The organism is Prevotella sp. oral taxon 313, assembly GCF_003043935.1.
GTDB lineage: Bacteria > Bacteroidota > Bacteroidia > Bacteroidales > Bacteroidaceae > Prevotella > Prevotella jejuni.
In genome coordinates, this window is record NZ_PYXE01000001.1 from 2,675,206 (window position 1) to 2,697,416 (window position 22,211).

Annotated in this window: 10 protein-coding genes, 3 rRNA genes and 1 pseudogene; 7 read left to right on the forward strand and 7 right to left on the reverse strand. The window is 44.1% G+C overall.

Annotated elements, in window-relative coordinates; translation table 11 throughout:
- Window positions 1–318: 318 nt before the first annotated feature.
- Window positions 319–2,028 carry a Na/Pi cotransporter family protein gene (locus AXF23_RS10450; protein ID WP_102048133.1) on the reverse strand — a complete coding sequence of 570 codons (1,710 nt, stop codon included), beginning with the start codon at window positions 2,026–2,028 and terminating at the stop codon, window positions 319–321.
- A gap of 113 nt (window positions 2,029–2,141) precedes the next feature.
- On the opposite strand from AXF23_RS10450, the gene AXF23_RS10455 reads away from it, so the two are divergent.
- Both AXF23_RS10455 and AXF23_RS10460 read left to right on the forward strand, forming a co-directional pair.
- Window positions 2,142–3,809: a nucleoside kinase gene (locus AXF23_RS10455; RefSeq protein WP_199222183.1), complete on the forward strand. Its 1,668-nt coding sequence runs from the start codon at window positions 2,142–2,144 to the stop codon at window positions 3,807–3,809.
- 866 nt (window positions 3,810–4,675) lie between these two features.
- Window positions 4,676–5,947 (forward strand): O-acetylhomoserine aminocarboxypropyltransferase/cysteine synthase family protein, encoded by a 1,272-nt coding sequence (locus tag AXF23_RS10460; RefSeq protein WP_107625261.1) that lies wholly within the window; start codon window positions 4,676–4,678, stop codon window positions 5,945–5,947.
- A 193-nt stretch (window positions 5,948–6,140) separates the two neighbouring features.
- Here the strand turns inward: AXF23_RS10460 and AXF23_RS10465 are convergent, their stop codons facing one another.
- From AXF23_RS10465 to AXF23_RS10475, 4 genes and pseudogenes are all read right to left on the reverse strand, one after another.
- Entirely contained in the window at window positions 6,141–6,758 is a 618-nt protein-coding gene (locus AXF23_RS10465; protein ID WP_233251291.1) for a Gfo/Idh/MocA family protein, read from the reverse strand.
- 33 nt (window positions 6,759–6,791) lie between these two features.
- A pseudogene (locus tag AXF23_RS16625) lies at window positions 6,792–6,965 on the reverse strand (Gfo/Idh/MocA family oxidoreductase); the annotation flags it as partial.
- Entirely contained in the window at window positions 6,950–7,870 is a 921-nt protein-coding gene (locus AXF23_RS10470; RefSeq protein WP_009013095.1) for an IS982 family transposase, read from the reverse strand. The pseudogene AXF23_RS16625 and the gene AXF23_RS10470, both read right to left, overlap by 16 nt.
- A gap of 816 nt (window positions 7,871–8,686) precedes the next feature.
- Window positions 8,687–11,197, reverse strand: coding sequence for a TonB-dependent receptor (locus AXF23_RS10475; RefSeq protein ID WP_042856463.1), 2,511 nt, complete (start codon window positions 11,195–11,197; stop codon window positions 8,687–8,689).
- A gap of 301 nt (window positions 11,198–11,498) precedes the next feature.
- On the opposite strand from AXF23_RS10475, the gene AXF23_RS10480 reads away from it, so the two are divergent.
- Window positions 11,499–13,160 carry an IS1182 family transposase gene (locus AXF23_RS10480; protein ID WP_107625262.1) on the forward strand — a complete coding sequence of 554 codons (1,662 nt, stop codon included), beginning with the start codon at window positions 11,499–11,501 and terminating at the stop codon, window positions 13,158–13,160.
- A 161-nt stretch (window positions 13,161–13,321) separates the two neighbouring features.
- On the opposite strand, the gene AXF23_RS10485 is transcribed toward AXF23_RS10480, so the two are convergent.
- A complete protein-coding gene (locus AXF23_RS10485) occupies window positions 13,322–14,266 on the reverse strand; it encodes a Gfo/Idh/MocA family protein (protein WP_042856461.1) in 945 nt (314 codons plus the stop codon).
- Window positions 14,267–14,429: 163 nt separating this feature from the next.
- On the opposite strand from AXF23_RS10485, the gene AXF23_RS10490 reads away from it, so the two are divergent.
- A complete protein-coding gene (locus AXF23_RS10490) occupies window positions 14,430–15,356 on the forward strand; it encodes a DUF3298 and DUF4163 domain-containing protein (RefSeq protein WP_009013090.1) in 927 nt (308 codons plus the stop codon).
- A 115-nt stretch (window positions 15,357–15,471) separates the two neighbouring features.
- Here the strand turns inward: AXF23_RS10490 and AXF23_RS10495 are convergent, their stop codons facing one another.
- The gene (locus AXF23_RS10495) at window positions 15,472–16,164 is read right to left on the reverse strand and encodes an alpha/beta hydrolase (protein ID WP_107625263.1); all 693 of its coding nucleotides are present in this window, start codon (window positions 16,162–16,164) and stop codon (window positions 15,472–15,474) included.
- 474 nt (window positions 16,165–16,638) lie between these two features.
- Between AXF23_RS10495 and AXF23_RS10500 the strand changes: the two genes are divergently transcribed.
- The 3 genes from AXF23_RS10500 (at window position 16,639) to rrf (ending at window position 21,834) form a co-directional block, all read left to right on the forward strand.
- Window positions 16,639–18,169: ribosomal RNA gene (locus tag AXF23_RS10500) — 16S ribosomal RNA — on the forward strand.
- Window positions 18,170–18,585: 416 nt separating this feature from the next.
- Window positions 18,586–21,488: ribosomal RNA gene (locus tag AXF23_RS10505) — 23S ribosomal RNA — on the forward strand.
- Window positions 21,489–21,721: 233 nt separating this feature from the next.
- Window positions 21,722–21,834: ribosomal RNA gene (gene rrf / locus AXF23_RS10510) — 5S ribosomal RNA — on the forward strand.
- The 16S, 23S and 5S rRNA genes sit together here, the layout of an rRNA operon.
- The last annotated feature ends 377 nt before the right edge of the window (window positions 21,835–22,211 follow it).

Consider the following 22,211-nt stretch of genomic DNA (forward strand, 5'->3'; position numbering starts at 1 on the left):
TCATGAAAATAATTCTCAGAGAGGGGTGTTTTATGGGTCCATACGTCAGACTTCACTTTTTAATTCTTTATCTTTTCCCTTCGAAAGAATGGCTTTTATTTGCTTATGCTTTTGTCTTTTTGTCGTTTGTTTGGTCCCGTTCTTTTCTTGTTGGACGGTATCATTCGCTGCAATCAGTTTACTTATTCAGTACGAATGAGCCTGATGGGTAATGTCTCTAATGGTTACGAACAAGCGAAAAGGCCTCGCTTCCAAAGCGGATGCGAGGCCTTTTATATTAGCAAAGTAATGTTTCTACGATGATAAAAGCCAACGGCTTTATGCGTCCTGTTGGCGGACACCCATACGAGCTTCGACGACATTGACCACATAGTCGCCAAGTTTCTCGCACTCCTGAATGATGTCCATGTACATTGTACCTATTGCGTAGGTGTACTTATGGTCGTTTACATCGTTGATATTCTGCGACCTCAACTGGTTACGATAGTTGTTGATTTCGGTCTCAATATTGAATGATCGATTTACATCATTGTCTTGGCGGTGACCAACAAGGATACGGTTCATCTGTGTCAGAGCGTCGTCTGTCAGTTCAAACATCTGGTGTATGTGGTCATACTGCTCTGGGATGAATTCTTCCTTACTATTGATAAGGCGGTTGGTGGTACGTGCTATGTTATAACAAGCATCTCCGATACTCTCCAACTCAGATATCTCACGGAGCATAGAGCGCACCTTCTCTTTTGTTTCATCACTCAGATGAGCATTGGAAACTTGGTCGAGATATTTCGCAATCTCTATCTCCATATTGTCAGAAATACCTTCGTACTTCTCCACACGGCTGTAGAGTTTCGTAAATTTATCCATGTCACGCTCGCCAAGTAACTCACGAACCATACCAAACATACGCTGAATACGCTCGGCAAACGACTTTATCTCCTTTGAAGCCTCAAGTACAGAGAGTTCTGGAGTCTTCATGATACCAGCCTGAATGAAGTGTAAACGGAACTCGTCTTCGTCCTTGTTTGCCTTCGGCTTGATGATGATGCAGACCAGTTTCTCTAAGTATTTGATTGGTCCAACAAGGATAGTTGTGTTGGCAACGTTGAAGGTTGTGTGGAAAGCAGCAAGTACAAAGCTTAGTTTAGCAGCATTGGCAGCAAAGCCAGGAGCGCCCTTTGGCATTGTAACGTCGTATCCCACCCAGTCGCAAATCATATTAATAAAAGGATGGAAGATACACAACACCCAAATAACACCGAAGACATTGAACACCATGTGAGCCATAGCTGCTCGACGAGCCTGCGTGTTTGCAGTCAAGGCCGCAAGGTTTGATGTGACTGTTGTACCGATGTTCTCACCCATGACGAGTGCGATACCTTGATAAATAGGCAATACGCCCGTAGAACAAAGTATCATCGTGATAGCCATGATAGCTGCAGAACTCTGCACACACATGGTCAGCACACTACCAATAAGTAGGAAAACGATAGTCGTAAAGAAGCTCTGTGGGTCGAAGTTACTAAAGAAATCGAGTACAGCCTGGTTGTGGGCAAGGTCCATATCGATACCCGTCTGACGCAAGGTTCCCAATCCCAAGAACATAAATGAGATACCAAAGAGGAAGTCACCAATGAGTTTACGTTTCTTAGAGTAAATCAGTACGATGCCAATAAAGAATGCTGGCCAGACGAAATCAGTGATGTTAAACGAGAAGCCAGCCGACATAATCCATGCTGTCAGCGTCGTTCCGATGTTCGCTCCCATGATAACTGAGATGGCTTGCACCAATGTCAGCAATCCAGCATTCACAAAGCTGACTGTCATAACAGTTGTAGCTGTTGATGACTGTACGGCAGCTGTGATGAACGTACCAGTGAGAATACCCGTAAAACGATTAGTAGTCATTGCACCAAGGATATGGCGCAACTGTGGACCTGCCATCTTCTGCAGAGCCTCACTCATGGCTTTCATACCGAACATCAGCAGAGCTAATGCACCAATGAGCTTAAAGAAAATCCAAATCGACATATAATAACTTAATTTGTGGTGTCCGTTTCTTGTGTAATTGCAAAACTTTCTTTACCTTTACAATCCTATTTACTAAAGGACAATTTTGTTCCCTGACACTTTAACCATATTGAATGATTATGAGACAAGTATTGTATATCCGTTGCAAAAATAATAAAAAAACTCAAGAAGTCCCAATTGGAAGTACACTTTCTGACATTTATAAGCAAATTAATCTGCAATTGCCATACGGACCAGTGAGTGCGAAGGTGAATAATAAGGTGGAAGGGCTTCATTATAGAGTCTATCATAATAAAGATGTGGAGTTCCTCGATTTGCATAGTCCGTCAGGTATTCGCACCTATACGCGTTCGCTCTTCCTTGTGCTCTGTAAGGCTGTTCACGACCTTTATGCAGGTAGTAAGGTCGTTATAGATATCCCTGTTTCAAATGGTTACTACTGCAACCTGCAACTTGGACATGAGATAACTGCAGAGGACGTCGACCGTATTCGTAGACGAATGCAGGAGATTATCGATGCGAAAATGCCTATTCAGCGTTACGAGGCTACAACAGAAGAGGCTATTAAGATGTTCTCTGACTTGGGGGATATGCAAAAGGCTAAACTCCTAAAAAGTAGTGGTAGCCTGTATTGTGTTTATTATGTGCTCGACGACTATAAGGACTATTACTACGGTTCGATGCTTACCAATACTTCACAACTTCATCTTTTCGGACTGGAGCCTTACTTTGATGGTGTCCTTCTGCGACTTCCTTCCACACAAGACCCTTCTAAATTAGGTGAGATGATACGCCAAGATAAGATGTTTGAGGTGTTTAAGGAGCATCATAGATGGCAGAGTATCTTAGGGATAAAGACTGTGGGCGATTTCAATGAGGCTGTGAAGAATGGACAAGCCACTGACCTTATCAATGTTAGTGAGGCACTACAAGAAAAGAAGATATCACAGATAGCTGATACAATCGCTGGTAGGAAAGGAATAAAGGTAGTACTGATAGCAGGACCGTCATCAAGCGGTAAGACTACCTTCTGCAAGCGCCTCTCAGTGCAACTATTAGCAAGTGGGGTGAAGCCAGTGCAAATCTCTTTAGATGACTACTTCGTAAACAGGACAGAGACACCGAAAGACGAGAATGGAGAACTTGACTATGAGAGTATCTATGCACTGAACATCTCGCTTATCAATGAGCAATTTAATGCACTTTTCCGAGGGGAGGAAGTGGAGCTGCCAAAGTATAATTTCCAAACAGGGATGAGTGAAAAGAGCGGTAACAGATTACATCTTGGGGAGAACAACGTATTGGTTGTGGAGGGTATCCATGCCCTTAATCCTGTGTTAACAGAACAGATTGCCGACGACAAAAAATTCAAAATCTATGCTTCTGCACTCACAACGATTCTCTTAGACGACCATAACTATATCCCCACAACCGACAATCGACTGCTTCGTCGTATTGTTCGTGACTATAAGTATCGTGGTTGTTCGGCACAGGATACCATTCATCGCTGGCCAAGTGTGCGTGCTGGAGAAAATAAATGGATATTCCCTTATCAGGAGCAAGCCGACATCATGTTTAATACAGCTCTTCTCTTTGAGCTTGCTGTTATCAAACCTCAGGCGGAGGAGGTGTTGGAACAGGTCCCAGAAAACTGTGAGGAGTATGCTGAGGCCTATCGACTACGTAAGTTCCTTAAATACTTTGCACCACTGCCTTTCCGTAATCTCCCACCAACCTCATTGCTCAGAGAGTTCTTAGGAGGTAGTTCGTTTAAGTATTAGGATATTAAGGCATGGCGAAGGGACACGTATGTTCTATTCGTTTTTATGGTGCAGAAGACTGTTAGATACATTCTATGAATGTTATGAAAACGAAAGGAATGGGGTAAGTTTAGGTTCTTCCGTTAAATGTGTGGACGCTTTTCGTAGTACTTTAACGTAAGAGCCAAAGTTACTCATTAAACAAAAATATAGCTGAGACAGTCAACTATCTATCCTATCTTCATCCTCTTTCATTGAAAATCGTTTCGTTTTAAGACATCGAAAATCTGCAGATAAGGGGTTGAAAAATCATTACATAATTTCAAGGAAAATACCTATAACTAACGACAAAAATACACACATGAAGCAGGTTTACAATCAACAGAGTATTAATTAGTTATAAGCAGTAAAGTAAAAGGTGCTTAATTGGACTTCAAAAGGGCGTTAGCAAGGGTCTTAAAGAGCATCTTTTGCAAGCCTAAAGGGCGTCTTTTAGAAGCCTAAAGAGCATGTATTGGGTCTGAGCTGCACGAAAATAATTTACAAGCATGATTTAATAAGGGAATAAGCAGGTTATAGACGACAGATAGACATCACACCTAATTACATTTATCATATAGTTTACCCCCCCCCTTATAAAACAATCTTATTGGAGGTAATTATACCAGTGTTGGGTGATGGTTGTTGGGTGTTGAGCCTTTATAAAACAATCTTATTGGATGAAATCATGCCATGTATGTGGATTAATCTCATTCTATTAACAATCTACACATTTAACGGAAGAACCTAAGTTTATTTCAGAAAGTCAGTAAGAAGGTGTACGAATCTTATAAAATTGACTATCTTTGCAAAAATAGAGATATTATTAAATAAAAAGCAAACTCAATATGGGAAAAAGTCTTGAAACCATCTGTATTCATGGAGGATGGAAACCTCAGAAAGGAGAACCGCAACAGTTACCAATTTATCAGAGTACAACTTTCAGATATGAAAGTAGTGAACAAATGGCTCGTCTGTTCGATTTAGAGGACAGCGGGTATTTCTATACGCGTCTGGCAAACCCTACCAATGATGCTGTGGCTAAGAAGATAGCTGCGCTTGAAGGTGGTGTTGGGGGCGTGTTGACCTCTTCAGGACAGGCTGCTAACTTCTATGCGATTATTAATCTGTGTGGGGCAGGCGATCATTTCGTTACTTCTAATACCATCTATGGGGGTACATTCAACCTCTTTGGGGTTACAATGAAGAAATTGGGTATTGAATGTACGTTCATTGATCCAGACTGGGATGATGAGAAGATAGAGTCTGCTTTCCGTCCTAATACAAAGTGTTTCTTTGGTGAAACAATCTCTAACCCTGGTGGAAAGGTGTTTGATATCGAGCGTTTTGCTGGTATGGCACATAAGCATGGAGTGCCATTGATTATGGACAATACGTTTGCTACACCTATCAACTGTCGTCCTTTTGAGTGGGGTTGTGACATCATTACACACTCTACGACAAAGTATATGGATGGACATGCAGCACAGGTAGGTGGTGCGGTGGTCGACTCTGGTAACTTTGATTGGGAGGCTTACGGTGAGAAATTCAGTGGGTTAACAACCCCAGATGATAGCTATCATGGCATTGTTTACACCAAGACGTTTGGGAAGATGGCTTACCTTACAAAGCTGGTAACACAGCTGATGAGAGATTTAGGTAGTATTCCTGCACCGCAAAACTCCTTCCTTCTTAACTTAGGGCTTGAGACTTTGTATCTTCGCATGCGTCAACACTGTGCCAATGCACAGAAGGTTGCAGAGTGGTTAGAGCAGAATGAGAAGGTGGCATGGGTGAACTATTGTGGACTCCCTTCTAATAAGTATTACGCTTTGGGGCAGAAGTATTTGCCGAATGGCTCATGTGGCGTGATAGCCTTTGGTTTGAAAGGCTCACGGGAAGATGCAATTAAGTTTATCGATAAGCTTGATTTCATTTCTATCGTGACCCATGTGGCTGATGCTCGTACGTGTGTACTGCATCCTGCGAGCCATACCCATCGTCAATTGACTGATGAGCAGCTCCGTGAGGCTGGGGTTGCACCCGACTTAATACGTCTTTCTGTAGGTATAGAGAATGTTGATGATATCATTGCCGATATCGAACAAGCATTGAGATAATTTGTAATAAAGATATGGAAAAAGGACACTCAGTTGCTGAATGTCCTTTTTTCAGTTTTATAATTTTATAAAATGTCTTGTTCGAAAAAAGTATAGGCTCATATCTTATCTTTGTTAATTATCTACCTCTCCAAGCGGGGTGGAGTAGGGGTTAGACTACCATCTTTTGGTGTAGAGATAGAGGTGAGACTTCTTATCTCATCACCTTCACTATTTCTACTGACCTTTCAAGCCACGCCTCCATCTGCTTATAATCCTTCTTCTCCCAGACATCTTTGAAATCGATAAATTCGTGGGCAAGGCGACTTTCGTAGGCATTACGACGGTAGCTGGTTAGCTTTCCTTGTCTCATTATCTCGACACTACCAAACTCATTAGCAGGGGTTGGGATGTGTATCCACCCCTTTTCACCTTGAATAAGTATGAATGACGGACTACTTGAATCCTTTGCAGCCGTACAGGTTGCTGTCATCGTGGGATAGGAAAGTATCATTACGCCAGAGGTGTCGATACCATTGTGCCCACGGTTGGCAAAGTATTGTGTTGCGGTAGGTTGTCCGAAAAGACCGATGACAATATTGATATTGTAGACATTGAGGTCGTTCAGTGCGCCACCACCTAAATCAGGATTGAAAGCTGGGGCAATGTCTCCCTGTAGATAGCGGTCATATTTACTTGAATACTGTGAGAAATTACACTGAACGAAGTGGACGGGACCAATCTTCTTTAGGCTTTCCTTGACCATACAGAAATTAGGTGTATGAAGTGGGGAGATTGCTTCAAAGAGGTATAACTTTCTTTCTCGTGCCATTGCGGATAGTTCTTCAGCTTCGGCAACAGTGAGAGTGAAAGGCTTCTCAACAATCACGTTCCTACCAGCCTCTAAGGCTTTGCGAGTAAATTCGTAATGGACACTATTGACTAAGGCAATATAAACGAAGTCGGCTTTGTCTTCTTTGAGTAATTGAGCATAGTCTACGCCAGTTCGGGATAAGGATTTGCTTAGAAAAGTTCCAATTGCCTACTCTTTTCAATGCGCACGGGCAGTGCCTCTGGCTTATTCTCGAAGAAATAGTATGCAGCCAATGCCGCACAGAGATTCATGAGGAAGTTATGTACGGAGCGATGGCGTGAATGAGCAAGGTTGGCCTTGTTCTTGAGCAGTTCGTTGATGCATTCTATTATATATCGCTTGCGCAGCATCATCTTGTCCCACAAGGGCATAAGCTTGTTTTTCATGTTTGATTTGAGCCCATGAACGAGATGGATGCCTTGGTTGAAGAGGTTCTCAAAGAACTCTTGCTTGATGTAGCCCTTATCGGCAAATACTTTGCTGTAGAGCACCTTGGTGAAGACCTGCCACACCCTAGGGTCCCTGTCGTCCACGTTTGCGGGAGTTAGGCAGAACGTGAGTACATCGCCCATCTCGTTGCACAGCAGATGAAGCTTGAAACCATGACACCACCCCATTGTTCCCTTTCCGTTCTTAGCAAGTCCATCAAACACCTTGTTGAAATTCCTTCTCATGTTGTGGCATACGGGAATCATCGTGCTGTCCACGAAACTAATGCCCGTGCACTTTCCAAAACCTTGGATGCGCATGAAGGCCATCAGCTCGAAGAACACGCGAGGCATGAGTTCCACGAAACGCGTGTAGGACACGGCCTTAGGGAAGTAGCTTGCCATATGCTCCTTGATGAAGAAGAGGTAATAGTGCTTGAAGTTGCGGAAAGAGCCAAAATGATAGCACAACAGGATGGTCATGATTTCGCTCTTGGACATCTGTCCTTTACGGTTTCGCATGCGCTTATATCCCTCGTCTATGGGGGCGATATGTAGGTTTTTAGTTAACTCGGCATCTAAATTCTTGCAGAACTCATCCAATATACAAAATATTTCTGTAACTTTGTCTGTGGTAATCATCGCTATATATGTTTTGTAAGTGATTGATTTTCAACTATAAAGTTACAAAATAATAGCGAGATTACCAACTTTTTAGAGAACTTTCTTATCCCGAACTGGCGTACCACTTAGTCTCAACACTTTGCAAAATGGTGCAAAATACACTGCGTTTTGCAGCAAAACGCACTGCTAACTCGTGCTAAATGCAGTGCTAACTCGTGCTAAACGCAGTGCTAACTCGTGCTAAACGCAAGGCTAAATGCAGCAAAATGCAAGGCGTGTGAGCAAAGGGCGCGACCCAATTTATGCAAAAACAACTGACGTGAACCACAAAAAAGTGGGAAAAAGGCGCAATAAGCATAGAATTAGCACCTTTTTCTCACTAAAAACTCAAAAAGCAGCGCAAAAGTTATGATTTAAGCTCCTGCCTTTATGCAATATTCATTTTTGTGTTAGCGTGCTTATGCACAAGCACTTACACCATTTTGGTCTCGTTTGGGGCATTAAAAGCCTATTTTGGGGCATCGCCTACAGGCGTTTTTGCCTTTCTAGAAGTGGTGTAGTACTGAAATGCGTTTTGTAAAGTCTATTTACCGTAGCTTTCAATCATTACACCCAGCTTTTTAAACCCAAATCAATTGTAAGACCACTAATCACACAATTGATGTTGCTTACATTTCATCCAGTTCATCTTTTGTTTGCTTGTCGGCATCTTGCCTATGATATTGTTTGAGCGTAGTGCACCACATTTTCAATAACAACATCGGCAATGTGTCCAGCAATACACAAAATCAAAACAACTCTACCCACTGTTTTTGGGTAAAAAAGACATAATACCTAGTACGAAAACTTCACCCCAAGAAACAAACTGCGGGGTTGAGTAGGTCCGTAAACATAGTCGGAGGCACGCGAAGCCCCTTTATCCAAATCCTTTTGGTAAGCATCGAGTATGTTTTGCACCCCCGCACTAGCCTCCAATTTCACCTGCTTAGTTATGTAGAAATTATAGGCAAGCTTCAGGTTAAGCGTGAGAAACGCGGGAGTGTGCTCAATGATAGCAAAGTCGTTGGTGCGCTCGCTCCCCCCTTTGGGGTGGCCAACATACATTCTACCCGTGTAAACGCCCGATAACGATAGGGCAAAATCGATGGTGGGATGCACAGTGAGGGTGAAATATCCGTAGGTGTCGGGCGTTCGCAGCAGACGTTTAGTGGTTTTAAACTCGGGAGCAGCATCGTCGTCCCATTCTTCGGGCGTGCGATAACGGCTGCTTTGCCAAGTAAAACCAGCTTGCAATTGCGCCCACGACGAGAGCGAAGCCTTGCCCTCGAGGTTAATTCCATACACCGTTGCGCCGTTAGAATTGAAGCGTTCTTCAACACGTGCGCCATCAATAATCACATCATCAGCCAGTTTGCGTGTAGCAAACATGTTGTTAAGGCGTGTGTAAAAGCCCTCAATAAGAACGTTGGTTTGTACTGTTCCAAAACTTTTATAGAGGTCGGCCGATACACTAAAGCTGTGCGAACGTTCCTCTTTCAAATCCTTAGCCAACGCAATTTTCACACGGTCGCCATCAGCAATACGCGTATGAAGGTCTTCATCAAAAGCCTGTGGGGCTCTAAATCCGCCAGCGTAAGTAAGTCGGAAATTGGTGTTGGGCGTGGGATTGTAGCGCAGATTAACGCGCGGACTAAAGATAAGATGCGAGATAAGGTTGTGTTTGTCTAGTCGTCCGCCCAGAAGCAAGCCCCAATGGTTGTTTTTCCATTCGTTTTGAGCAAAGAAGCTACCAATGTTCACGCGCTGTTCCATCAGGCTGTTGTAGCCCAGCGAGTGGTCTTTAATACGGTCGTAGCTATATTCGGCCCCCACAACAAGACTCGAAGGCATGAACCACAGACGGTCGAAATTGTGCACATATTGCGCACCAGCAATGTAATTGATGTTATGTGTAACGTTGTAGGCACGTTGTGCTTTGTCGTATGCTTGCGCATTGGCCAGCGTTTGTTGTTGGTTGGCGGGCAGCGTGGCGGCATCGTCTTCGCTCATATCGAGGTTAAGACCCAGTTTATAGGCTTCGTTCAAGGCCTTAAGTCCATCGGCAGCAGTGGCCAGTTCGCCCAGTCCGCCGTAATAACTCTTACGGTCAACGTTTTGAAACGAGGCATAAGCACTGAAATGTCCCTTACCATTAAGGCTAAAGAGGTCGTAGCCCAAGCTTCCGCCGTTGATGGTATGTTCGATTTGTTCGGCAATATTGGCCTCGTGAGCAGGCAAGTAAAGTTTGTTTCCGCCGCGTCTATACTCCTTCAAGCCGTGGTATTTAAGGGTTATTTTGGAGTAATCGGTTAGTCGGAAGAAAGAGCTAAGCCCCACGGTTTTATTATCTAGCGTGGGAAGGTCGGTGTAACCATCGCCATCGCGGTCGTAAGCAGCGCGGTGTCTGCTTTGTCCATAGAGATAAAACCCAGCTCTATTATTGGTTGTAACAACCGATAGGTTGCCCGTGGTGTTGTTGTCGAAAGCAGTAGAGCCATTAGTTGCGCCTGTGATGGTGTGCGCCACATCGGCCGAATTTTCGCTAGGTTCTTTGGTAATGATGTTGATGGTGCCACCAATGGCCGAAGCACCGAAGAGCGCCGAGCCACCACCGCGAACAATTTCAACACGTTGCACCATGTTAGAGGGTATCTGTTCGAGTCCATAAACACCTTGAAGGGCCGTGAAAACGGGTCGCGAGTCGATTAATATTTGCGAATAATGACCATCAAGCCCATTGATGCGCACCTGCGAGAATCCGCAATTGGTGCAATTATCTTCGGTTCGCACGCCCGGTTGGAAGTTTAAACCCTGCGCCAAGGTTGTAGAATGGGTAGACTCGAGCAACTTCGTGTCCAGAACATTCACAACCACAGGCGACTCACGTCTAAGTGTTTGACTACGATTGGCCGACACAACAACCTCGTCGAGCGCAATTTCGTCGGGTTTGAGCATCACATTCAGCTCATGGGTATTATTTTTTTGCGTTGTCACCTCGTGTTTGTAAGCCCTATAACCAGCCGAGCGCACTTCCACAATCACCTTTCCCACAGGCAGATTTCGCAGCATAAAATGGCCATCGGCATCGGTGGTGGTAGTGATAACTGTACCCAAAACCAGCACGCTCGCGTGCGAAAGAGGATGTTGTGTTTTACTATCCACAACGCGTCCCTTAATGTTGGCTTCGGTATTAACTTTCACTTCGTTCTCGTGCCTTGCGTAAGTGGGCAGCGAAAGAACGAACGTAGCGGCGAAAACAAACGCCGATTTACATAAAATCTGTTTTACGGTTCTTTTCTTTATCATTTTAAATTGATTTAAATTCAGGTATGTTCTGTAAATCTTCGATATAGTCACAGCACGCCCCATAGGGCTTTTTGTGACCTTATCAATGATTCTAGAGCTCACCTTTGATTTGTTAATGCAAAGGTAGGATGTTGTAAGGAATAGTGCAATACCTAGAAGTAGGGAAAAAGCCTCACCCCTCTGGAGGGTGTGTCAAAATGTACACATCCTCTTTTTTATGCACAAAGCCCCGACTTTCTCAAGCCAGGGCTTTGCTATTTCCTAAAGTTTTTGTACCTTTAGGCATTCAAAAATTCTCATTATGACAAAGGTACACTTTCGTTCTTACATACACAAGAAAATGATTCTTTTTCCTCAAAGAATCGATAAGGATATCGCAGAAGATGACCCTGTTCGTCTTTTAGATGCCTTGGTGGATAATCTTATGTTGGATAATGTCTACAAGCTTTATAAGCCCAGTGGTCGCAAGCCTTATCATCCACAAATGATGCTCAAGGTGATTCTTTACGCCTACATGAATAATATCTATTCCTGCCGTCGTATAGAGTCGCTCCTCAAGCGTGACATTCATTTCATCTATCTGGCAGGATATGAACAGCCTGATTTTATTACCATCAATCGTTTTCGTAATCGTGTGAAAAAGGAAATCAACAATATCTTCACACAGGTTGTATTAATACTTGCAGCCAAAGGTTTGATAAGTCTTGACGTTGAATATATTGACGGCACAAAGATAGAATCGAAAGCCAACAAGTATACCTTCGTTTGGAAGAGAACCGTGGAAAAGAACCGCGCCAAGTTGCAGGAACAAATACGCACACTCTTGCTTCAGGTTGACGATGTTATAGCGCAGGACAATGCAGCAAAGAAAGAAGGTGTTGAGTTCACTGCAGATCTGCTCAGCGAGATATCCGAGGAATTGAACAAGTCTTTGGAATCAGTCCCTGAGCCTAAGACAAAAGAAGAGAAGCAGGCTGTTAGAACCAAGAAAAAACAGCTTAAAGAGCTAGAGAAGAAACGTAATAAACTCCAGGAGTATGACCAACACCTTGAGGTTATGGGAGAGAGAAACTCCTACAGCAAGACCGATCCTGATGCCACGTTTATGCACATGAAGGAGGATGCTATGCGGAACGGACAGACTAAGCCTGGATATAATCTGCAGATAGCAACGGAGAACCAGTTCATCACCGACTTTGCACTCTATGCCAATCGTACCGATACACTCACACTACCTTCTTTCTTGGAGTCTTTCAAATCACGCTATCATCGTTATACCAAGACAGTCGTAGCCGATTCAGGGTATGGCTCCGAGGAGAACTATCTGTTCATGGACGTACATAATATGGAAGCCTATGTGAAGTATAACTACTTCCATAAAGAGCAGCGTCCACGTTACACACCTAACCCATTCAGTCCCGCAAGCCTTTATTATAATAAGGAACAGGATTTCTACGTCTGCCCTATGGGACAGCATATGAAGCGTATAGGTATGAAGCGTTCCCTAACCTCTAACGGATTCGTTACTTACAGCGTACGTTATCAGGCAGAACGCTGTGATGGTTGTCCCTTGAGAGGCTCATGTTTTAAGGCAAGAGGGAACAGAATTATAGAAATAAACCATCAACTACAGCACTATAAACAAAAGGCACGGGAACTACTGACCTCGGAAGAAGGCATCAAGCATCGAGGACGAAGGTGTATAGAACCTGAAGCTGTTTTTGGACAAACAAAATATAATAAAGCCTACAAGATGTTTAGGCATTTTGGGAAAGACAAGGTCAATATGGACTTTGCCTTCTTCGCTATTGCCTTTAACATAGGGAAAATGTGCAGAAAAACCAATCTCAAGGAACTAAAAGCCGTTATGGAGCTACTTTTAGTAACCTTCAGATGCTCTATACAAGTTTATATAGGCTATTTAAAGCCAAACAAATCATTTTATATGAAATTAGCAGCATAGCTATAGTAAATAATGAATTATATGGTAGACAAGGTAAAGGAAGAATGAAAAGAGGATATATCAATTTTGACACACCCTCTTTTTTCAGTTTTATAATTTTATGAAATGTCTTGTTCTGAAAAAGTATAGGCTCATATCTTATATTTGTTAATTATCTATCCTTATTTCATCACCTTCACTACTTCTATTGACCTTTCAAGCCATGCTTCCATCTGCTTATAATCCTTCTTCTCCCATACGTCTTTGAAATCGATAAACTCGTGGGCAAGGCGACTTTCGTAGGCATTACGACGGTAGCTGGTTAGCTTCCCTTGTCTCATTATCTCTACACTACCAAACTCATTAGCAGGGGTTGGGATGTGTATCCACCCCTTTTCACCTTGAATAAGTATGAATGACGGACTACTTGAATCCTTTGCTGCCGTACAGGTTGCTGTCATTGTGGGATAGGAAAGTACCATTACGCCAGAGGTGTCGATACTATTGTGCCCACGGTTGGCAAAGTATTGTGTTGCGGTAGGTTGTCCGAAAAGACCTATGATGACATTGATATTGTAGACATTGAGGTCGTTCAGTGCGCCACCACCTAAATCAGGATTGAAAGCTGGGGCAATATCTCCCTGTAGATAGCGGTCATATTTACTTGAATACTGTGAGAAATTACACTGAACGAAGTGGACGGGACCAATCTTCTTTAGGCTTTCCTTGACCATGTGGAAGTTAGGTGTATGAAGTGGGGAGATTGCTTCAAAGAGGTATAACTTACGCTCTCGTGCCATTGCGGATAGTTCTTCAGCTTCGGCAACAGTGAGAGTGAAAGGCTTCTCAACAATCACATTCCTACCAGCCTCTAAGGCTTTGCGAGTAAATTCGTAATGGACACTATTGACTAAGGCAATATAAACGAAGTCGGCTTTGTCTTCTTTTAGTAACTGAGCGTAGTCAGTATAAATGCGCTCAATATGATTCATCTTCGCAAGATATTCTGCTTTTTCCTCATTGCTATGTGAGAATATACTGGTGATTTCTATTCCTTTGACTTCTGTCTTGAGCAGTGTGATAACTTCTGTAGCTATCATCCCTGTCCCTACAATACTAATCTTCATCTTTTCTATTGCTTTAAAGAGCATGTTCTATAAGCTGCTTTTTAATGTGTGAAGCCTATAGAATGTGCTGCGTTACTAACCTTGTGCAACAAAAGTAGGGAATGTTTTGCAAATAAAAAGGGAAATGACTATTTTTGTTGTCTATTAACAAGCATTAGTTGATATGAATAATAAAAATCTTTTAGGCCTTTTAGCATCTCTTTTACCTATTACTATTGTTGTAGGATGTAAAGGTGAAAAGGCTTCAGCGGCAGAATGTGTGAAGGATTCTGTTGTCTCTCTTTCTATTGATAATGACTCTGTTATAAAAAAGAAGGACGTACCTTTGGTCGTTGATTCCATTGGTAAGTCGTATAGTTCGGATAAGGGTACTGTTGATTTTGCTTATTCCTTCCCTGTGGCGGGCCCTCATGTGTTGGTCGATTCAATACGTGCTTACCTCTCGTCTGAGATGAAAGGTGCTGCAGATAGTTTTGGGGAAGAGAACTCAAAGACTAAACCTTTTCCCAGGCTTACAGATGGTAAGGCTATGATAAACTATTATGCGAAGATTGCATGTGAAAATGTAATACGTACTTTTGATGATGTTGACTATCCTGATTCTAAATGTCCACCAGAACTTTCTATGTTTGTGTTGAAGGGGAATGAAACCAGTCGTTATATTACTTATGTCTCTTCTTTTTATCTATATTCGGGTGGTGCGCATGGAATGTATTCTGAGTATGCGGTTAACTTTGACAAGAAGACGGGAGTTATATTGCGTGATATATTGAATCCAAAGGATATAAAAGCATTGCAACCTATCCTTAGAAGTGGACTTGAAAGTTTTTTTAGAAAATTTGATGTTGTTGATGGAGAAAAGGATGTAGAAGGTCGTATTAAGGCTGATATGGACAATCTTTTTATTGAAAATGGGATTATTCCGCTGCCTAAGAGTGGGGTTTATCTTTCTCCAGAGGGAGTTGTCTTTATTTATGAACAGTATGAGATTGGTGCGTATGCTATCGGAACACCTACCTTTACTGTGCCTTATAATAAGATTGGAAAGTTTCTCTCAGCAGAAGCACAATGCCTTGCGGGGATTAAGTAATCTTTCATAGTTTCGTAAGTAAGGTTGGCTCATATTTGTTAATGGAATTAGAGAAGATTCTATAAAGGTCTTTTTCACAGCCTGTTCTAACCTATGGAAGGAACAGGATGTGTGTTTATTGTTGCATTAACCATAGGAAACCTTTGGCTATCCTTATACCATTGTCTTGAAAATGATTGCCTTCATTCCATTCCATCTTACAGTTGACACCTTTGTTTTTGAATATTTGTTCTTGGGAAAGGATGTCTTGCTTGATGGTTGACATTATTTTTGTTTTTGTTTTCTCTTCTTTGTCGCCAAGGCTTAGATAGGCGTGTTCTATTTGTGGTTGGTGGGTGTTGGCATAGTCTAACCAGCCTGTATACCATGCGGAGGGGGATGCTGAGACTATCCCATGGATGGGGATGTTATGTTGATAACTTGCCCAAAGGGAAAAGAGCCCAGCTAATGAATAGCCTCCTAAAATGGTGTTTCTTTTATTAAACTCTATAGAATAACGTTCCTTTAAGGTTGGGAGGAGTTCGTCTACTATATATAATAAGGTGGAATGAGCACCATTGCCAAAGGGGATCTTACCAAATACGGGTGGGGCGGGCCAGGGTGTTAACTCAGCATTCCATTTCTCAATACGTACGGCAATATGCATGAATGGTGTTTGCAAGTTATCTTCTATATATGTAATTTGACGCTCTAACTCTTCTGTATCATTGCTGTCAACAGGCTGAATAATGAAAAATTTTGCATTTTCTTCGCTATGTAGGATACAGACATGTGCTCCAACAGTGATAATATCTTTTTTATGTCTCATAATTCTATATGCTTGTTTGAGTTGCAAAAATAATCATTTTTAAGCAAATTAGTTGATTTGAGTCAATTTTAAGCAAAAATAGTCATTTCTTTTAAAAATATTCTTCAAAATGTTTGGAGGGTAAGGAAATTCTCTATACCTTTGCACTCGCTTTACAAAACAAGCCTCCTGGCAAGTTGGTTAAAGCATAGAAGAAAGAGTTCTTTGAAAAGATTTACATAAACAGAGAAGTAGTACAAGAAGCGTCTGTTTGGTTTTATATCAAATAGATGGGTAAAAGAAACGAACCGATCAATTCATTGTTCCTACTTTTGAGGCATCGCCTCAAAATACTGTGGAACAAAAGAAAAGGTGCTTTTTACTTGATACTTTTAGGATAAGCGTTCTGAAACAGAGATTACTCGGTGAAGCGTTTGGGTTAACATGGTATTCATTATCATTAATCACCCATCACTTATCACCAAAACATATTTTACAATGGAGAGTTTGATCCTGGCTCAGGATGAACGCTAGCTACAGGCTTAACACATGCAAGTCGAGGGGAAACGGCATTTAGTGCTTGCACTGAATGGACGTCGACCGGCGCACGGGTGAGTAACGCGTATCCAACCTACCCATTACTGTGGGATAACCTGCCGAAAGGCAGACTAATACCGCATGGTCTTCGATGACGGCATCAGATTTGAAGTAAAGATTTATCGGTAATGGATGGGGATGCGTCTGATTAGCTTGTTGGCGGGGTAACGGCCCACCAAGGCAACGATCAGTAGGGGTTCTGAGAGGAAGGTCCCCCACATTGGAACTGAGACACGGTCCAAACTCCTACGGGAGGCAGCAGTGAGGAATATTGGTCAATGGACGAGAGTCTGAACCAGCCAAGTAGCGTGCAGGATGACGGCCCTATGGGTTGTAAACTGCTTTTGTATGGGGATAAAGTCAATCACGTGTGATTGTTTGCAGGTACCATACGAATAAGGACCGGCTAATTCCGTGCCAGCAGCCGCGGTAATACGGAAGGTTCGGGCGTTATCCGGATTTATTGGGTTTAAAGGGAGCGTAGGCCGGAGATTAAGTGTGTTGTGAAATGTAGACGCTCAACGTCTGACTTGCAGCGCATACTGGTTTCCTTGAGTACGCACAACGTTGGCGGAATTCGTCGTGTAGCGGTGAAATGCTTAGATATGACGAAGAACTCCGATTGCGAAGGCAGCTGACGGGAGCGCAACTGACGCTTAAGCTCGAAGGTGCGGGTATCGAACAGGATTAGATACCCTGGTAGTCCGCACAGTAAACGATGGATGCCCGCTGTTGGTACCTGGTATCAGCGGCTAAGCGAAAGCATTAAGCATCCCACCTGGGGAGTACGCCGGCAACGGTGAAACTCAAAGGAATTGACGGGGGCCCGCACAAGCGGAGGAACATGTGGTTTAATTCGATGATACGCGAGGAACCTTACCCGGGCTTGAATTGCAGAGGAAGGATTTAGAGATAATGACGCCCTTCGGGGCCTCTGTGAAGGTGCTGCATGGTTGTCGTCAGCTCGTGCCGTGAGGTGTCGGCTTAAGTGCCATAACGAGCGCAACCCCTCTCTTCAGTTGCCATCAGGTAAAGCTGGGCACTCTGGAGACACTGCCACCGTAAGGTGTGAGGAAGGTGGGGATGACGTCAAATCAGCACGGCCCTTACGTCCGGGGCTACACACGTGTTACAATGGCCGGTACAGAGGGATGGTGTAATGCAAATTGCATCAAATCTTGAAAGCCGGTCCCAGTTCGGACTGGGGTCTGCAACCCGACCCCACGAAGCTGGATTCGCTAGTAATCGCGCATCAGCCATGGCGCGGTGAATACGTTCCCGGGCCTTGTACACACCGCCCGTCAAGCCATGAAAGCCGGGGGTGCCTGAAGTCCGTGACCGCAAGGATCGGCCTAGGGCAAAACTGGTGATTGGGGCTAAGTCGTAACAAGGTAGCCGTACCGGAAGGTGCGGCTGGAACACCTCCTTTCTGGAGAGGATGTTTATCGGTTATCAAGTTGATGAGTATCTAAGTATACGAGCCAACAAGTTAACGGTAATCAAGATGAAAAAAGAACCTTTGGTTCGTTTTCCTTCTTGTACTGCAATGACTCTGTATTATATAAATGTAGGAGAGAAGAGTTTAAGGCTCACATGAAAGGTTCAAGTCCTTACCCTCCACTTAGCTGTTCCATGCTTCTGAGGCACTGCCTCAGAACACAAAGAGTAACAGCACAAGATCTTTGACATATTGACACAAGCAAGACTGTAAGTAGAACTAATATTCCTTATTATATAGGAAGAGTTAGTATTCTTATTCATGAAGATTAATCTTCATAATGTTTAGAATCACACAACAGCTGAAAGTATGAGCTACATTCTTTGTAAGTAATTACAAAGAAGGCGAAGAAAGTAAGAAAGGGCGCATGGCGGATGCCTTGGCTCACGGAGGCGATGAAGGACGTGATAAGCTGCGATAAGCCTTGGGTAGGTGCAAATAACCTTTGATCCAAGGATTTCCGAATGGGACAACCCAGCAGGTTGAAGACCTGTTATCACTACAGACGTAGTGAGGCGAACGGAGGGAACTGAAACATCTTAGTACCTCTAGGAAGAGAAAATAAACTAATGATTTCCCTAGTAGTGGCGAGCGAACGGGAAAGAGCCTAAACCTGCTTTGTGGCAACGCTTAGCAGGGGTTGTAGGACCACGCTGTCGTACTTAGAATGTGAGGAGAATCTACTGGAAAGTAGAATCATAGAAGGTGATAATCCTGTATCCGAAGCATGACGAGACGTAGTGGTATCCTGAGTAACGCGGAACACGTGAAATTCTGCGCGAATCTGCCGGGACCATCCGGTAAGGCTAAATACTCCCGTGAGACCGATAGTGAACGAGTACTGTGAAGGAAAGGTGAAAAGCACTCCGATTAGGAGAGTGAAATAGTTCCTGAAACCATGCGCCTACAAGCGGTCGGAGCCGCGTAAGCGGTGACGGCGTGCCTTTTGCATAATGAACCTACGAGTTACCATGTCTGGCAAGGATAAGTGTCATGAGACGCGCATCCGCAGTGAAAGCGAGCCTGAATAGGGCGTCAAGTCAGATGGGGTAGACGCGAAACCAAGTGATCTACACTTGCCCAGGTTGAAGTTCGGGTAACACCGAATGGAGGACCGCACGGATAAGCGTTGAAAAGCTTCCCGATGAGGTGAGTGTAGGAGTGAAAGGCCAATCAAACTTGGAGATAGCTCGTACTCCCCGAAAGGCATTTAGGTGCCGCGTGCATCGATTTCCATAAGAGGTAGAGCGACCGATAGGTCAAGAGGGCTTCACCGCCTATCGAGACCTGACGAACTCCGAATGCTTATGGACAGCAGATGTGCAGTAAGGGGGCGGGTGCTAAGGTCCGTCCCCGAGAGGAGAAGAATCCAGACCGCCGTCTAAGGTCCCGAAATTCTGTCTAAGTTAGTCTAACGAAGTCTGGTCCCCGTGACAGCTAGGATGTTGGCTTGGAAGCAGCCATTCATTCAAAGAGTGCGTAACAGCTCACTAGTCGAGGGTCCGGGCATGGATAATAATCGGGTATAAGTCAGATACCGAAGGCGCGGGATAGTAATGTATATTAAAAGTATCGGTAGGGGAGCATTCCATCGACGTTGAATGGTGAAGGTAACTGATCCTGGAGTTTATGGAAAAGCAAATGTAGGTATAAGTAACGATAAAAAGGGTGAGATTCCCTTTCGCCGAAAGACCGAGGTTTCCCGGGCGATGCCAATCAGCCCGGGGTTAGTCGGGTCCTAAGTCTCAGCCGAATGGCGAAGGCGATGGCAGATGCGGTTAATATTCCGCAACTCGCATTATCAGTGACGTGGAGACGGAGCAGTGACACTGCCGCGCCCTGACGGAATAGGGCGTTTAAGTGCGTAGGTTATGATAGTGGCAGGCAAATCCACCACTAGAGCTGAAACACGAAAGTACAGCACTTCCTTCGGGAAGAGTTGAGTGCAGGTAATCATACTTCCGAGAAAATCCGCTAAACTTAATGATACTGCGACCCGTACCGCAAACGGACACACGTGGTCGGGTAGAATATACTAAGGCGTTGAGAGATTCATGGTTAAGGAACTAGGCAAATTGACCCCGTAACTTCGGGATAAGGGGTCCTCATAGTAATATGAGGCGCAGAGAATAGGTCCAGGCAACTGTTTAACAAAAACACAGGGCTGTGCAAACTCGAAAGATGACGTATACAGCCTGACACCTGCCCGGTGCTGGAAGGTTAAGAGGAGATGTTACTAGCAATAGGAAGCATTGAATTGAAGCCCCAGTAAACGGCGGCCGTAACTATAACGGTCCTAAGGTAGCGAAATTCCTTGTCGGGTAAGTTCCGACCTGCACGAATGGTGTAATGATCCGGACGCTGTCTCAACCATGATCTCAGTGAAATTGTAGTATCGGTGAAGATGCCGATTACCCGCGATGGGACGAAAAGACCCCGTGAACCTTTACTACAGCTTAGCATTGACCTTGGTCATCCGATGTGTAGGATAGGCCGGAGGCTTCGAAGCGGGTGCGCCAGCATTCGTGGAGCCATCCTTGAAATACGGCCCTTTGGCTGTCTGAGGTCTAACGCGCCTGTGGTGCGGACACTGCTTGGTGGGTAGTTTGACTGGGGTGGTCGCCTCCAAAAGCGTAACGGAGGCTTCCAAAGGTGCCCTCGGGCCGATTGGTAACCGGCCTTATAGAGTGCAATGGCATAAGGGCGCTTGACTGGGAGGCAGACATGCCGAGCAGGCAGGAAACTGGGGCATAGTGATCCGGCGGATGTGTATGGAAACTCCGTCGCTCAAAGGATAAAAGGTACTCCGGGGATAACAGGCTGATCCCCCCCAAGAGCTCATATCGACGGGGTGGTTTGGCACCTCGATGTCGGCTCGTCACATCCTGGGGCTGGAGAAGGTCCCAAGGGTTGGGCTGTTCGCCCATTAAAGTGGCACGCGAGCTGGGTTCAGAACGTCGTGAGACAGTTCGGTCTCTATCTATCGTGGGCGTTGGAGTTTTGCGTGGTGCTGACACTAGTACGAGAGGACCGTGTTGGACAGACCTCCGGTTTACCAGTTGTGCCGCCAGGTGCACCGCTGGGTATCTGAGTCTGGATTGGATAAGCGCTGAAAGCATCTAAGTGCGAAGCCAGCCGCAAGATGAGAACTCCTCATAAGGGTCGTCATAGACGATGACGTTGATAGGGTGTAGGTGTAAAGACGGTGACGTCAAAGCCGAGCACTACTAATTGCCCGAAACTTTCTTCGGGTCTCCCGCCTCCAGAGTTTGGAGTGCGGGGACCAGTGACTCAGACTTTGAGCTGTGTAATCTTCTTGATAGGAAGATATGAGTTCTATATGTTTTGCTTGTGGAAATACGTCACCTTATACGGCTGACAAGTCTCAGTAGAGAATTTAAATTTTGTCTACTTGAGATAAGAGAACTTAAGAGATATACGCAAAATATATGTAACTTTAAGTCAAGTCATCCGAAAGAAATATCAGGTGGTTATTGCGGCGGGGTCCCACCTCTTCCCATTCCGAACAGAGAAGTTAAGCCCGTTTGCGCCGATGGTACTGCAATGCAATGCGGGAGAGTAGGTGGCCGCCTTCTTTTACGAGAGCTTTGAAGAGAAATCTTCAAGGCTCTTTTTTTTGTTGCTGGTACGTGATGGTAGAGTTTACGAGGGATGGTTATTAGCCTAATGGGCCTTATATGGCTTATAAGGGGCTAATGAGACCAATGGGCTTTATAGGGCTTATAAGTCAAATTAGGCTAATATTTTAATTGGAAACCAAAATCCTATGCTATTAATGTTTCTTATGTTATTTTGCTTTAGACTCTCGATTTATAATTTGCTGTCACTACTGTCATTCATATTAGCTTGTTAATTTGTTAGATTCCAGATGATTTCACGATGTGTTAAAAGTGACAGCAACTAAAAGTAAGACTAAAATTGGTTATTTACTGCGCATCTATTACATTACAAA